Raw genomic sequence first — 14761 nt, forward strand, 5'->3', positions numbered from 1 at the left:
CGGTCCGCCGGACGGGTGGTACAGTAGAGATGCGAATGAAACATACGCATTTGACGGAGGGGATATCGTTGCTCAAGAAAAAGATGGCGGCGCTGCTCGCGGCGGTCATGATGGGAACGGCGCTCGCGGGCTGCTCGACGGGCATGGGGACGACGAATGGCTCGGCGAATGCATCCGGCACGCCGGCGGCGTCTTCGGCTAATCCGGACGAGAAAATTACGCTGACGATGTGGGGAGGCGTGCCGGCGGAGTCCGGTCCGCAAGCGGTCGTCGACGCCTGGAACGCCGAAAATCCGAACGTCCAGGTCAAGTACGAGCGGTTCGTCAACGACGACGCCGGCAATCTGAAGCTCGATACGGCGCTCGCCACGGGACAGGACGCGGATTTGTTCGTCAGCTACTCCAAGACGTTGCTTCAGCGCCGGGTCGACGCCGGGTTCGCTCTGGATTTGAGCGCTTATTCCGATTACGACATCGACGAGAACATTCCCGGAGCCGACGAATGGAAAATCGACGACAAGTATTACGGAATGCCGACCGTAAAAAGCAATTTCTTCGTCTGGTTCAACAAGGAATTGCTGGACGAAGCGGGCCTGCCGCTGCCGGAGGAATGGACGTGGCAGGAGATGAAAGCGTATGCGGAAAAGTTGAAAGGCGACAAGCGCTATGGGCTGGTTCAGCATACGGAGCCGTTCCCGGATCCACTCGACTCGGTGTCGATGAAGTTCGGCTATACGAAGGCCGACGGAACGTCCCATATGGATCACCCGCTTTACGGCGAATGGATGGAAACGCTGAAGTCGATGATGGACGACGGCTGGACGACCGTGCCTTACGCGGAGCAGGTGACGTCCAAAATGCCGGTGGACACGGTGTTTCTAAGCGGCGAAGCCGCCATGCTGAACGCCGGAACGTGGATTTTCCGCAGCTCGAACAATATGAAGGACAATCCGCGAACGTTCAAAATCGCTTTCGCGCCCGTTCCGCGGCTTGCGGAGGACCCGGCCGATTACGTGACGCGAGGCGGCACCGGGGACGCGATTTCAATCAACGCGAATTCCAAGCATAAGGACGCCGCATGGACGTTTTTGAAGTGGTATGCGGACGGCGGCATGCTCCCGATGGTTCCCGGCGGACGGCTTCCGGCTTCCAAGGCGGTCGATGCCGACGATACGATGAAGCTGCTGCTGGGCGAAAACGCCGATACGTACGACCAGGAGTCGCTGAAGCGCGTGCTGTTTAACGACGACGTCAAATATTCGCGCTCCCTCCCGCAGCAGGTCATGGATTTGCGGCAGGAAGAATACGAGAATTTCTTTACGGGCAAGAAGGACGTCCAAACGACGCTCGCGGACATCGCCAGACGCCATAACGAATTTTTGAAGCAAAACGGATCATAAGAAGGGAGGGGCAGGGGCTCGTCAAGGTCCGGAACATGCCGTCGCTGGCGGACCGGCCGGGGATCCTCTGCCCTTCGCTTCGGGATTGGAGCGAAAAACCATGCGCAAAAAACAGTTTTGGGTCGGTTACGCGTTCATTGCGCCGAATCTGCTCGGCGTGCTCCTGTTCTTCGTCATCCCGGCCGCCGTATCGGCCGTGCTGATGTTCACGGACTGGCAGTTCGCAAGCCCCGTGTTTCATTTTGTCGGGTTCGACAACATCAAGCGGCTGCTCCATGACGAGCAGTTTTATACGTCGCTCGCCAATACGGCGCTGTTTCTGGCGAGCGTGCCCGTTTCCATCGCGCTGGCATTCCTCGTGGCGGTCGTGCTCAACCGTTCGGTCTATTTGAAATCGCTGCTGCGGGCGCTGTATTTTTTGCCCTACATTACGAACGGGGTTGCCGTCGCCTTCGTCTGGATGCTGCTGTTCCAGCCGAAGCTGGGGCCGATCAACGGGCTGCTGAGAAGCATCGGAATCGAAAATCCTCCGGGCTGGCTGACGTCGCCGGATTCGGTCATGGCGGCCATCGACATCATCTGGATCTGGTTCATGCTCGGCTACAATATGATCATCTATTTGGCGGCGCTTCAGGAAATCTCGCCGGAGCTGCTGGAGGCGGCGAAAATGGACGGAGCCCGAAAACGCCAGGTCGTGTTCCGCATCATGCTTCCGCTCGTCAGTCCCACCACGTTCATGCTGCTCGTGACCGGACTGATCATGTCCATCAAAACGTTCGGCATTTTCGAAGCGCTGACGCAGGGAGGTCCGGGCAGCAGCTCGCTCATTCTGTCGCTGTACGTGTACAAGACGGCGTTCCGCTATTACGAGATCGGCTATGCGGCCGCCATTTCCTGGGCGTTGTTCGCGGTCATCCTTTTCATCACGGCGATCCAGTGGTTCGGTCAAAAAAAATGGGTGCATTACTAAAGAGAGAGGAGGTCACACGATGCAGACGAAAGCCGAATTCGCCGCTTCTTCCGGCCGCGGCCATGTCGCCTCGGAGGCGAAAAAGCAGGCATGGCGAAAAGCGAAAAAAGGCGCGATCACGCTGATCATGCTCTTCTTCGCCATCCTGACGGTGCTGCCGTTCGCGTGGATGATTTCCACCTCGTTCAAATCGCCTTCGGAAGTGTTCGATTTCCCGATTTCCTGGATTCCGGCAAATCCCGTATGGGAGCACCATCAGAAAATATGGACCGGCTCGGCCAGCTTCGTGCCCTATTATTTGAACTCGCTCAAGGTTTCGCTGATCAGCACGATCGGCGCGACCGTGCTGTCCGCGCTTGCGGCTTACGGCTTTACGAAGGTGACGTTCAAGGGAAGGGACACGCTGTTCGTTTTCTATATCGCGATGATGATGATTCCCCCTCAGGTGCTTTTTGTCCCGAAATTCATCATCTTTAAATGGCTGGGCATTTTCAACACGCATTGGGCGCTGATTTTGCCCGGCATGATCACGATTTTCGGCGTCTTCATGATGAGGCAGTTTTTCCTTTCCATTCCGAACGAAATTTCCGAATCCGCCTATATCGACGGAGCCGGCCACGCGCGGATCTTTTTGCAGATGATGCTACCGCTTGCCAAGCCCGCTTTGGCCACGCTGGCCGTCATCGATTTTTCCTGGCATTGGAACGATTTCGAGAACGCCCTCGTCTTTCTGATCAGCCGGGAGCTGTATACGGTGCCGCTAGGGCTGCAAAATTTCATTCTCGAATACAACGTCGATTACAACGGAATGATGGCGGCCGCGTCCGCCGGCATCCTGCCGATGCTGGTCGTGTTTTTCATCGCGCAGAAGTTCATCATTCAAGGCTTGTCGGGCACGGCCGTCAAGGGCTGAAGCTTCGGCCGTCGTTCGGATCCGGCCGGCCCATTCGCGGACATTCGTTCGCGGGAGGGCCGGTTTTTCGATAGACGAGCGAGCCGACTCCGTATTATGCTGGAAAAAACCGGCCAAGGCCGGCTCTGCCCGAGCTCTGCCAGAGGAGTGTTTTCCCGATGCCCGTTCGTAATCTGCTCGGCAGCCTGAAGCCGTCGGCCTGGCTGCCCAAGACGCTCCGAAACCGCCTGTTTCTGGCGTTTGTCGTCTTCATCTTGTTCCCGCATACGCTGTTGAACCTGTCCAATTTCAACCGGGTGGAGGAGGTGCTGCGCAAGCAGACGGCCGATCAAAGCCTGGATTCGATGCTGACGTTGAACCAGTCGCTGGAGGATTTTTTGAACGTCGTCTACAAAACCGTCATCCTCGTCGAGCAGGACGATTCGGCGGCTTCCGTGCTGCAATACCCCGAACGTTACGACAGCCTGGAGCGGGTTTACCTGATCGATACCAAATTCAAATCGATCACGAACAGCCTGTTCATCAGTCTTTCGCCGGTCTATTACACAATCGCGGATTTCAAAGGCAACGTGTATGCGTCGTACCCGCCGCTTCAGCGATTGTCCTACGAACGAACGTCCAGGGAAGCCTGGTTTGCGGAGGCGCTGAATCAGCCGAACGCCTACGTCTGGAATTGGGAACCGAACTATACGAGCAGGGACATGTCGCGCAGTCCGCAGCTTCTGTCTTACGCGGCAACGCTCAAAAATCGCGGCAACGCGCCCTATGCAGTACTGCGCGTCAGCGTCGACATGTACGAATGGTTTCGCCTGTCCACGCAATTTCTGCAGGAGACGTATTTGCTGCTGGATGCGGACGGAACGATCCTGGCCGACAGCAAGCTGGGACGTACGGAAAGCGGCGAGCGGCTGGCCGGGTTTTCCGCGCCGGACGAACAGGGATACTACGTGTCCGGCGGCAATCTGAACGTCTACGCGAAGCTTCCCCGGCTGGACAAAGTGCTGATCAAGCAGGTTCCGCTCGAAATTACGTACGCGGAAGTCGACCGGCTGAAGCAGTCTTTTTTTACCGTGTCGCTATCGCTGACGCTCGCTTTTATCACGATTACGCTATTGATTTCGTCGGCGATCACGAAACCGCTTCAGCACCTCCAGCGGAGAATGGCAGGCGCCGTCGACCGGCGTTTCCGCGTGAAGCTGCCCGAGACGAACCGCCGCGGGGAGGTGCTGGAACTGACGCGCGCGTTCAACCGGATGATGGAGGATACGGAGGAACTGGTCCGGCAGCTGAAAGCGGAGGAACGCAACAAAGAGGCCGTCCGGTTTCAGGTGCTGCTGTCGCAGACGAATCCGCATTTTTTGCTGAATACGCTGAATACGATCAAGTGGCTGGCCCTCGTGGAACATCAGCCGAACATCGCGGAAATATGCGTGAGCCTGGGCAAGCTGCTGGAGGCGGGGCTGAATTCGGAGCTGGAGCTGATCCACGTCCGGGAGGAGCTGCAGTTGATCGAGTCCTATCTTTACATTCAGAACTTCCGCTACAAGCAGCAATTCGATGTCCGTTACGAAACGGAGCCGGGCCTGGAATTCGCCTTGATTCCGAAGCTGAGCCTGCAGCCGCTCGTCGAGAACAGCATTCAGCACGGATTGATGGAAATCGACCGAAAGGGCCTCATTACGATCCGGACGCTGTCCCGGGACGGCAAGCTCGTCTTGGAAGTGGAAGATAACGGGGCGGGGATTTCGGCCGGAAGCGGGATCAAGGACGAGAAACCCGAGCGCAAAAGACCCGGCATCGGCATCGCCAATTTGCGGGAAAGGCTGGAGCTGCTGTTCAAAGGAAGCTCGGGACTGGAAATCATGCCGCTTGAGCAAGGCACGCGGGTCCGGTTTTATATGCCTCTGCTCTTGTCTAAGCCGTACCGGAGCGAGTCTGACGGAAAGGCGGAGTTTATCGCGGAGGGAACCCTTAAATGAGGAAAATGTTCTATTCAAACCGCGCCTTGCGAAAAATTCCGGAAATCGTTCTATCCGAAACAAGAAATTGTTACTGTCCCCGCCGAAGCTGACATGGTACGATAGCTCCGCGCCGAATGGGATTACGGCCGAAATGGAGGCCCTCATGCTATAATTCGATCGAGGGGCATATGAACGGAGGGAGGGGGAAGCATGTGGAGCGTGCTGCTCGTGGAGGATGAAATATTCGTTCGTGAATCGGTGAGAAGAATCGTCGACTGGCAGAGCCTTGGCTTCGACGTCGTCGGCGAAGCGGGAAACGGCGAAGAGGCGTTCGCTTTTCTCGAGCAGAGGAGGCCCGATCTGGTCATCTGCGATATTTTAATGCCGAAAATGAACGGCGTGGACGTGCTGAAGCGCGCGCGGGAGGCCGACATCGACAGCCGTTTTATCATGTTGTCCTGCCTCGGCGATTTCGAATACGTGCGCCAAGCGATGGAGTACGGGGCGTCCAATTATATATTGAAGCTTTCCATGAACGTGCAATCGCTCGTGGACGCGCTCGTCAAGGTGGACGCGGAATTGAGAAAACGGCTCGCGGACGGACGGCGCGAAGCGATCGGCGTTGCGGTCGGTACCGAAGGACAGGAAGCGAGCGCAGGGCAAGCGGCGGAAGACGGACGGGAGCCGGCGGCGCCGGGACAGTCCGAAAGCGTTGCGCTGCTGCGGGCGGATACCGGTCATCAGGAGGTCGACAAGCTGCTTTTGTACATGAAGGAAAATTACCGGTCGTTCATCTCTTTGAAAACGCTGGCCAACCATGTTTCGATGGACGAAAAGTACATCAGCACCCTGTTCAAGAAAAAGACCGGCACGAACATTATTTATTACCTCCATCAGCTGCGGATCGCGGAAGCGAAACGGCGTTTGGAGCAATCGCGCCTGCCCGTATCCGAAATCGGGCTTCAGGTCGGGTACGAAAACGACAACTACTTCATCAAAATGTTCAAGCGATTTACGGGCATGACGCCGAACGCCTATCGCGGACAGTTCCCGGCCGAGGCGCGAAAAGCGTAATAACCCACTATCCGGGCGGAAGAGAGGACGCAGCTTGACTTTTAGTTCGCCCGCCCTTATCATTAATTACAAAAAGTAAGTATGTAAATAATGATAAGGAAGGGATCGCATATGGGCAAAATGGCGATTACCGGCGCGACCGGTCAATTGGGCGGTTTGACGATACGCCATCTGTTAAGCAAGGGAGTTGCGGCCGGCAATATCGTCGGAATCGTGCGGAGCCCGGAAAACGCGGGAGCTCTTCGCGAACTGGGGATCGAAATCCGAACCGGGGATTACGATCGGCCCGAGACGCTGGCCGAAGCGTTTGCCGGCATCGAAAAGCTGCTGTTCGTTTCGGGGCCTTCCATGGACAATACGCTGCGCATCCGCCAGCACGCGAGCGTCGTGGAAGCGGCCCGCAACGCCAAAGTGGGCCATATCGCCTATTCCGGCATCGCGTTTGCCGAAAAGATGAAGCTCGGACTCGAAAACGTGCACCTCGCGACCGAATACATGATTCGGACGACGGGCATCCCGTTTACGTTTTTGCGCAACGGCTTTTATTTGGAAATCCTCGTCAACGAAGGGTTGAAGGGGATCGCCGCGAGCGGGGAAATCGTGACCTCGGCGCCGAACGGCAAGATGAACTACGCGACCCGGAACGATCTGGCGCTGGCCGCGGCGACCGTGCTTGCCGGGGACGGATTCGAAAACCGGGTGCTGGAGCTGACGGCTCCTGAGCCTTTTACGTACGACGAGTTTGCGGCCGTCGTTTCCGACGTCGCCGGCAAACCGGTTAAGCACCGCGCCGTCTCTCCGGAGGAAGCCGTCAGGTCGATGACGGGCGCCGGCGTGCCGGAGGGAATGGCCGGATTCATGGTGCACGTCGTGTACAAGGCGATCGAGGACGGGCAGTTCGGTCATGCGTCCCGGGACCTGAAGCAATTGATCGGGGACGGATACACGACGATCAGGCAAGCCGTGACCGAGGCGTTGAACGCATAAAAGGACCTCCGACGCCCGAGCAGCAAGCGGTCAATCGCCTGATCGCCGGCCGCCCGGAAGCTACCAGCGCCTTTCTGGGCCTGTACAATCATGCCAACGGTCCGGAGGAGGTGGAACGGGCGATCGCAAGCCTTCTTTCTCAAAAGCCGTAGCCGCTTCCATCCCACTGATAATGTCGAATCAGCTCCAGATCGAGCTCGGCGCCGATTCCCGCGCCGGACGGCAAGGCGATTTCCCCCCGGTTCGGTTTTAGATCCAGCAATCGGGAAAAAGGGTTGTCCATGACGTCCCATTCGACGGGCTCGATGCTGTCCGATCCCATTTTGCTCCACTGAGCAAGGCATGCCTGGGCGAAAAGGGCGTAAAGCCGGGACAACACGCCGTCGTACGCATGCGGGGAAACGCGGAGCCCGAAGCTTCGCGCCAGCAAGCCGGCTTCCCGAAAGCGATCGATTCCCGAAAGGTGGAGGGGATCGGGCGTTACGATATCAAGCGCCTGCCCGGTTAACAAAGGAATGTAATCGGCAGGCGCTTTGACATTTTCGCCGCCGGCGATCGGGATCCGAAGCCGCTGCCGCAACATCCGGTAATCCGCGGGGTGCTTGGCCGGAATCGGTTCTTCGAGCCAGAGCATATTCGGCCATGTTTCGAGCAAGAATTGCCATTGCAGCGTCGCGGAAACGTCATAGCTTCCGTTGGCGTCCAGCGCCAGCTCCGATTTTTCCTGCAGCAGGGCCTGAACCTTGCGAATATGCCGCTGGTCGGCGGCGACGGTTTTCCCCCCGATCTTAAGTTTCAATCTCGGAAACCCTTCGTTTATCGCGGCTTCCACCGCGCGCAGGGAAACGGCTTCCCAATCTTCGTCCTCCGAATACGATTGAAACGATGCGTACACCGGCACTTTGTCCCGGAGCTTGCCGCCCCACAGCTCGCAAACGGAAATTCCGCACGACTTGGCGACCATTTCCGTCGCGGCCATGCTAACCGCCGCCGCCGCGCGGGCGTGCCATTTCGCGATCGTCCGGATCCATTCGGCCCGGTCGGCGACCGGTTTCCCGGTCAGATACGGGATAATCCGCTCCCGGAACCCGGCCTGCAGCGCGGGCAGCCAATCGGAGCATTCCCCCCAGCCTTCGACGCCGCTATCGCTCGTCAACCGGACGAGAAAGCTGGACCTGTAGGCTTTGATCCCGTTCGCGTCGCCGTACGGCTTCGGAAGCCGGTAAAACAAAGGAAAACAATCGACCTTGTGGATGCGCACCGAAAACCCTCCCGAATACGGATGATGCTAGTATGCCGGGCCGTTTTCTTTTTATGAACAAGCTGCGGGTTTTCGGCTTTCCGAGGGATTTTCGGCGAATTCGGCAACTATTTCGCTGTTTCGGCGTCTATAGAATACTGGGTTTTTTCCGATTTTCCGGGAGAGGGAGATTTCATGACCGTCCGTAAAAGAACCGCCGCGCTGGCCGCAGGGATCGGGCTGGCCGCGATTTTCGCCGTCGTCGTTGTCGGCATGACGATCGCGGACGTTTTGAAGCCGTTTCGAAGCTTCTCCGTTACGACGAAACCCGAACCGTCTGCGGGTATACCGAAAGCTTGTCCGGCTATTCGGACGTCGTTATTCGGAACGATGACGTCGAGATTTCCGGGGAATGCATGTAAAAAATCGAATAAGGATGCCGCCGAGCCGCAAAGCTCGGTTTTTTTAGTGTGCCACGCATGGCGATTAACTAGGTGGTGAAAGTCCACTGTGGGGGTTTGTAGTTACCAACCACTAGCCAAGAGCAAGGGTGTCCACCGCGAGGTGGAATCCAAAGGAAGCTGGAGGCAAACTTCCGGCCCAAGGAACACGAACATCATCAGGCATAGGATACGGGATGAGTCTGCTAAACAAGACGAAGTCCAATTAACTACACGGACGTACCAATGTAAATGATGTGGGTATATGGAAGGAAAGTGAATCGTCTTACCGTGGGAGGTCTCATGGACGTGAGGAGATGCACTTCGAATCACGGTTGAAACAAGATTTATCATGAGAAGTCAGCAGACGCCATAGTACCGCGAACAGTCGACGGTTCGAGGGAAGGGCTGAACCTTAGGAGGTGAAGTCAATGAAAGTTACCGAAACAGGAGCCAAGGGCAGCCAACTTCTAACGGAAGACTCTTTGCAAAAGAATAGTGCGGAACACGAAGGATATGCGGGAGTGCACAGTCCTGCGAGGATAACCGAAACCGACGACACCAACGCAACCGAGTCGAAGGACCGGTTGCTTGAGAAAATCGTTAGCAGGGACAACTTGAACGAAGCATTCAAGAGAGTCAAAGCGAACAAGGGATCGCACGGAATCGACGGGATGGGAGTAGATGAACTTCTACAATATCTCAGAGACAACGGCGAGACCATCAAGCAACTGATCTTGGGCGGCAAGTACCGCCCGAATCCCGTTCGAAGGGTAGAGATTCCCAAAGAGAACGGAAAGAAGAGAAACCTTGGCATTCCAACAGTGGTTGACCGAGTCATCCAGCAGGCAATCGCCCAAGTGCTTACGCCAATTTATGAGAGGCAGTTTTCAGACAACAGCTACGGATTCCGACCCAAACGGAGCGCACACCACGCGATGAAACGAAGCCAACAATACGTGCAAGAGGGATATCGTTACGTGGTGGATATGGACTTGGAGAAATACTTTGACACCGTCAACCAAAGCAAGCTCATCGAGGTGCTTTCAAGAACGATCAAAGACGGACGAGTGATCTCGCTCATCCATAAGTATCTCCGGGCGGGAGTCGTCGTGAAGCATAAGTTTGAGGACACGGAAATCGGCGTACCGCAGGGAGGGAACCTAAGTCCGATTCTCAGCAATATCATGCTGAATGAATTGGACAAGGAACTGGAAGCAAGAGGACATCGATTCGTGCGATACGCAGACGATATGCTCATATTCTGCCGGAGCAGGAGGAGTGCGGAGCGTACCCTGACGAAAATTCTCCCTTACATCGAGAAGAAGTTGTTTCTCAAGGTAAACCGGGAGAAAACGATTGTGGACGATGCGACAAAAGTTAAATTTCTTGGCTTCTCATTCTACCAGAGCAAAGGGGAAACGCGGGTCAGAATCCATCCCAAATCCGTATCCAAGATGAAAGCTAAAGTGAAAGAGCTAACGTCGAGAAGCAACGGAATGGGCAACACCGACCGGGCGCTGAAGCTTAGGCGTTACATCATGGGATGGGTAAATTATTTCAAGCTTGCTGACATGAAACAACTACTCCAAACCACTGATAAATGGATGAGAAGGCGTATCCGAATGGTCTTCTGGAAGCAATGGAAACGAGTGAGGACGAAACTCGAAAGGCTTATATCGCTCGGAATTCATGAACAGAAGGCGTGGGAATACGCAAACACAAGAAAGGGCTATTGGAGAATCTCCAATAGCCCAATCCTCTCGAAGTCCCTCGGTAACAATAGGCTGAAGAACCTCGGATTCCTTTTCTTTTCTGATTATTATCGACAAGTTACTGCGCATTCCTAATGGAACCGCCGTATACCGAACGGTACGTACGGTGGTGTGGGAGGTCGGCTGCCCAATTAATGGGTAGCCTCCTACCCGATTGCCGAATTGGGAAAAAGTAATAGCAAATACCCGGTCCGAGGGTATACTCCAAAACAGGAAGGAGGTTTATATTCCATGAAATTTTTGATGAAATGGGTGCTGAACGGGATTATCGTTACGCTCCTGTTGTATTATTACTCGAATGTCGGGTTATGGACGGCGCTCGTCGCGGCGACCGGCCTTACGGTCATTTCCTGGTTTGTCGGCGACCAGCTCATTTTGCGGAATACGAACAATACGTTGGCTTCGCTGATGGACGGCGTGCTGACCGCCGTATATTTGGGTTTGCTCAGCTATTTGTTCGACTGGCGGTTGACGGTCGGAGCGATCGCGTTGATTTCGATTCTGATCGCGGTTGCCGAATGGGTGTTCCATCGTTTCGTCCTGAGGGGAACGCCGCTCATGAAGTCGGCGACCTGAGGCGGCATTTCGGTCGCCATGCTGGACGATCTTTCGAACGGCTTTCGCGAGAGGGCCGTTTTTTTATTTTTTCCTTTTGCGGAATATAGTATTGTAATTGTATAAGGAACATTCTTAAGGAGGAGGACGGGCAAAAAAGGACTCGTTTCGGCTACATAAGCTCAAGGAGTTTGCATAGCTCGACCAGCCGGCGTACGCCGTCAAACTGCAAACGGTTGCGGTCGTGGATGCTGCGAATCGCGTCTCCCGTCAATTTTTTCGCCTGTTCGATCCCTTGGCGATCGACGGCTTGGACGATCTCTTTCATATGCTGCAAGAAGTAGACGGTGTTCCGCAGGGTGCGGATGAGCAATATTTTGCGAATGTGCGCCGGGGCGAACAGCCGATAGCCGTTGTCCGGATCGCGCGCGGGCTCGAGCAGGCCTTCTTTTTCCCAGTGGCGAATCGCTGACGTCGTGACGCCCGCGAAGGCGGCCGCTTCGCCGATCGTCATGCTGTTTTTCGGCTTTTTTTTGGAAATCGGGGAAAGCTCCAGGTTTTGCAGAAGCTCGAGCGTTTGGTCAGCCGCTGCTTTTTCCTGCTGCAATTTCGCTTGCTCCTTGTTGACGAGCCAGAAGGCAGCGTCGATATCGGCCCTTTGGATGCAGCGGAGCGCCTCGCACGCGACGGCGACGCCGAATCCGGGAAACATCGTTCGCAAGCAGCGAAAATAGGCGAGGTGCACGTCCGTATAAATCCGGTATCCGTTGGCGGCGCGGGCGGGGGCCGGGACGACGCCCCATGATTCGTAATGGCGCAAAGCGCTTGTGCTGATGCCCAGCTCTTTCGCGATTTCGATCGGTTTGTAGACTCGCAATTCGGTCGGCCTCCCTGAAAACATGAAGGTTCGGTCCTTCACTATAGCAAAAGAACGTTTACAAGGCAATCCTCTATTGACAAAAACAGATGCTAAACGGCAAAGGAGAGTTAACCCTGTGACGACTGACAAACGGCAGCCGGTTACCCGGAACGCCAAGAGGGGAAAAATCGCCGCTCTTCTCGAAGTATTGGGCGTCTCGGCAAAGCTCGGCCTGACCTCCTTCGGCGGTCCGATCGCGCATCTCGGTTATTTTCACAATGAATACGTTCGCCGCCGCAAATGGATGGACGAGCGGAGCTATGCCGACCTGGTCGCTCTTTGCCAATTCCTTCCCGGTCCAGCCAGCAGCCAGGTCGGCATCGGAATCGGCATCGTCCGGGCGGGGTTGCCGGGAGGGATCGCCGCATGGTTAGGCTTTACGCTGCCTTCCGTCGTGGCGTTAACGTTATTCGCCCTGCTGCTGCAAGGCTTCGATGTCGGCGGTTCCGGATGGATTCACGGCCTTAAAATCGTCGCGGTCGCCATCGTCGCGCATGCCGTTCTCGGCATGGCGCAGAAGCTCGCGCCGGATCGCGAACGAGCGGCCATCGTCGCGTTTGCCGTTGCCGTCACGCTGCTATGGCCGACCGTCTACGGCCAACTGCTTGCGATGATCGCGGCTGCCGGCGCGGGCTTGCGGCTCTATCGCGACAAAAAGCAGGAGCCGGGGGAAGGTTTTCCGATTGTCATCAGCCGCGGCGTATCCGTGATTTGCCTTGTCTTGTTTTTCGGCTTGCTGGTCGCGCTGCCGCTATGGAGGAACGCGACGGGAGGGGAGTCGGGATGGCTCGCGATGACGGACGTCTTCTACCGGTCCGGCTCGCTCGTGTTCGGCGGCGGCCATGTCGTGCTTCCTTTGCTGGAACGGGAGGTCGTACCGCTCGGCTGGATCGGCAAGGAGGACTTCATGGCCGGGTACGGGGCCGCGCAGGCAGTGCCGGGGCCGCTCTTTACGTTCGCGAGCTACGTCGGGGCCGCGACCGCGGGCGTGGCGGGGGCGATCGTGGCGACGCTCGCGATCTTTTTGCCGGCATTTCTGCTCGTCGTCGGCACGCTGCCGTTCTGGAACGGGCTGCGCAACCATCCGAGAGCGCAAGGCGCGCTTGCGGGGGTCAACGCGGCGGTAGTCGGCATTTTGCTGGGGGCCTTGTACGATCCGCTATGGACGACGGCCATATGGAAACCGGCCGATTTCGTTTTGGCGGTCATCTTGTTTGTGATGCTCGCTTGCTGGAAGCTCCCGCCGTGGACGGTCGTGCTTGCGGGCGCGGCGGGCGGGATAGCGATAAGCTATTTGTAAGCCCGTGCTCGGCAGCGTCAGCCATAAGGTGGCGAAACGGGCGCACTGCCCGGTAAGGATCGTGAAGTAGCTTGGCCATGCAAATTGACTGGGAACGTTCATAAACGCTATAATTTCATTGTTGTGCAAAAAATTGCGCATGGATTGGAGGGAGCGCAAATCAAACTGAAAGAAATCGCAAAAAAGGCAAATGTCTCGATCAGCACGGTGTCCAGGATCATCAACAATCAGGGCAATTTCAGCGAGGAGACCCGCCGAAAAGTATTGGAAATTGCGAATGAGCATTTAAAACCGGGTGTCGCTCCCTCTAAGCTGGCGGGCATATCCTATAAGATCGTCGTCATCGTTCCGGGCAATCACGATTTCGTCGATAATGACCCGTCTACCTCTGCGGACCTGACTCATTTGAAGGAAGAACTCGAAGCGTACGGTCATCAAGTTCAAATTGCGAAGCATCACTCCGACCTGCAGTCGTCTCCGGCTTATAAGCTCTTAAACGAGGAGAAAGCGGACGCAGCCATCGTTTTCGACCCATTCGTCAATGACAAAATATTCGAAGAATTTGACAGACGCGGAATTCCGTACGTGCTTACGAATGGACGAACCTATAAGTCCGGTCACAACTATATCGACTACGATAACCGCAAGGGCGCTTATGAGGTGATTCGATATCTGCATGGATTGGGTCATCGGAAAATCGGAATCATCGCGGGGCCCCGGAATCATCTGGTGAATTTAAACCGGCTGGACGGGTGCAAAGACGCATTTCGCGATTTGAACATGCCATGGATCGACACCAATGTCGTCATGGGGGCATTCGATCCTGCCCATGGATACGAGGCGGTAAAGCAATTGATGAGCGAGCAGCCGTCCATAACGGCCATTTTTACGTTTAACGACATCATTGCTTTCGGGGCCATGAAGGGATTGGCCGACCTGAACGTTCGGATTCCGAAGGATGTCTCCTTGGTCGGTTTCGACGATTTAAAGCTGTCGGAGTTCATGGTTCCGCCGTTAACGACAGTCCGAAGGTTCAGATACGATATCAGCTCGATCATCGCAAAGGTTCTGACGGAATTGATTGCGAACCAAAACATTTCAGAAGTACACATCAGCCTTAAGACCGAGCTGATTGAGCGGGAATCATGCTCAAAAGCGTAGGGCAAGGTGCTCCGCGAATCGATCCGACAAGCCGTCCTTCAGCTGTTCCGCCAAGCTGAGGACGGC

General features: G+C 55.9%; 13 protein-coding genes. 11 read left to right on the forward strand and 2 right to left on the reverse strand.

The window, feature by feature from the left end:
- Positions 1 to 68: 68 nt before the first annotated feature.
- The 6 genes from JW799_RS21035 to JW799_RS21060 all read left to right on the forward strand — a co-directional run bounded on the left by JW799_RS21035 (position 69) and on the right by JW799_RS21060 (position 7305).
- Positions 69 to 1400, forward strand: a complete 1332-nt coding sequence (locus JW799_RS21035; RefSeq protein WP_240353362.1) for an ABC transporter substrate-binding protein — start codon at positions 69 to 71, stop codon at positions 1398 to 1400.
- A 100-nt stretch (positions 1401 to 1500) separates the two neighbouring features.
- Positions 1501 to 2370 (forward strand): carbohydrate ABC transporter permease, encoded by an 870-nt coding sequence (locus tag JW799_RS21040; protein WP_205431535.1) that lies wholly within the window; start codon positions 1501 to 1503, stop codon positions 2368 to 2370.
- Positions 2371 to 2497: 127 nt separating this feature from the next.
- The gene (locus JW799_RS21045; protein ID WP_240353780.1) at positions 2498 to 3283 is read left to right on the forward strand and encodes a carbohydrate ABC transporter permease; all 786 of its coding nucleotides are present in this window, start codon (positions 2498 to 2500) and stop codon (positions 3281 to 3283) included.
- Between the two features lie 158 nt (positions 3284 to 3441).
- Positions 3442 to 5262, forward strand: a complete 1821-nt coding sequence (locus JW799_RS21050; protein WP_205431541.1) for a cache domain-containing sensor histidine kinase — start codon at positions 3442 to 3444, stop codon at positions 5260 to 5262.
- A 192-nt stretch (positions 5263 to 5454) separates the two neighbouring features.
- Complete coding sequence (locus tag JW799_RS21055) at positions 5455 to 6318, forward strand: response regulator (RefSeq protein WP_080839197.1); 864 nt, start codon at positions 5455 to 5457, stop codon at positions 6316 to 6318.
- Between the two features lie 111 nt (positions 6319 to 6429).
- A complete protein-coding gene (locus JW799_RS21060) occupies positions 6430 to 7305 on the forward strand; it encodes an SDR family oxidoreductase (protein ID WP_205431543.1) in 876 nt (291 codons plus the stop codon).
- 139 nt (positions 7306 to 7444) lie between these two features.
- Here JW799_RS21060 and JW799_RS21065 read toward each other — a convergent pair whose 3' ends face one another.
- Positions 7445 to 8566 carry an enolase C-terminal domain-like protein gene (locus JW799_RS21065; RefSeq protein ID WP_205431545.1) on the reverse strand — a complete coding sequence of 374 codons (1122 nt, stop codon included), beginning with the start codon at positions 8564 to 8566 and terminating at the stop codon, positions 7445 to 7447.
- Positions 8567 to 9416: 850 nt separating this feature from the next.
- Here JW799_RS21065 and ltrA point away from each other — a divergent pair.
- Both ltrA and JW799_RS21075 read left to right on the forward strand, forming a co-directional pair.
- The gene (gene ltrA / locus JW799_RS21070; protein WP_068693838.1) at positions 9417 to 10835 is read left to right on the forward strand and encodes a group II intron reverse transcriptase/maturase; all 1419 of its coding nucleotides are present in this window, start codon (positions 9417 to 9419) and stop codon (positions 10833 to 10835) included.
- Between the two features lie 156 nt (positions 10836 to 10991).
- The gene (locus JW799_RS21075; protein ID WP_176220862.1) at positions 10992 to 11336 is read left to right on the forward strand and encodes a DUF2512 family protein; all 345 of its coding nucleotides are present in this window, start codon (positions 10992 to 10994) and stop codon (positions 11334 to 11336) included.
- A gap of 151 nt (positions 11337 to 11487) precedes the next feature.
- On the opposite strand, the gene JW799_RS21080 is transcribed toward JW799_RS21075, so the two are convergent.
- A complete protein-coding gene (locus JW799_RS21080) occupies positions 11488 to 12192 on the reverse strand; it encodes a MerR family transcriptional regulator (RefSeq protein WP_205431547.1) in 705 nt (234 codons plus the stop codon).
- 118 nt (positions 12193 to 12310) lie between these two features.
- On the opposite strand from JW799_RS21080, the gene chrA reads away from it, so the two are divergent.
- From chrA to JW799_RS21090, 3 genes are read left to right on the forward strand one after another with little or no spacing between them, the layout of a single operon-like run.
- Positions 12311 to 13534: a chromate efflux transporter gene (gene chrA / locus JW799_RS21085; RefSeq protein WP_338026306.1), complete on the forward strand. Its 1224-nt coding sequence runs from the start codon at positions 12311 to 12313 to the stop codon at positions 13532 to 13534.
- A 4-nt stretch (positions 13535 to 13538) separates the two neighbouring features.
- Positions 13539 to 13604, forward strand: a complete 66-nt coding sequence (locus JW799_RS29755; protein WP_338026363.1) for a universal stress protein — start codon at positions 13539 to 13541, stop codon at positions 13602 to 13604.
- A 53-nt stretch (positions 13605 to 13657) separates the two neighbouring features.
- Positions 13658 to 14695: a LacI family DNA-binding transcriptional regulator gene (locus JW799_RS21090; RefSeq protein WP_139787287.1), complete on the forward strand. Its 1038-nt coding sequence runs from the start codon at positions 13658 to 13660 to the stop codon at positions 14693 to 14695.
- Positions 14696 to 14761: the final 66 nt, after the last annotated feature.

Source organism: Cohnella algarum, assembly GCF_016937515.1.
GTDB classification, from domain to species: Bacteria; Bacillota; Bacilli; order Paenibacillales; family Paenibacillaceae; genus Cohnella; species Cohnella algarum.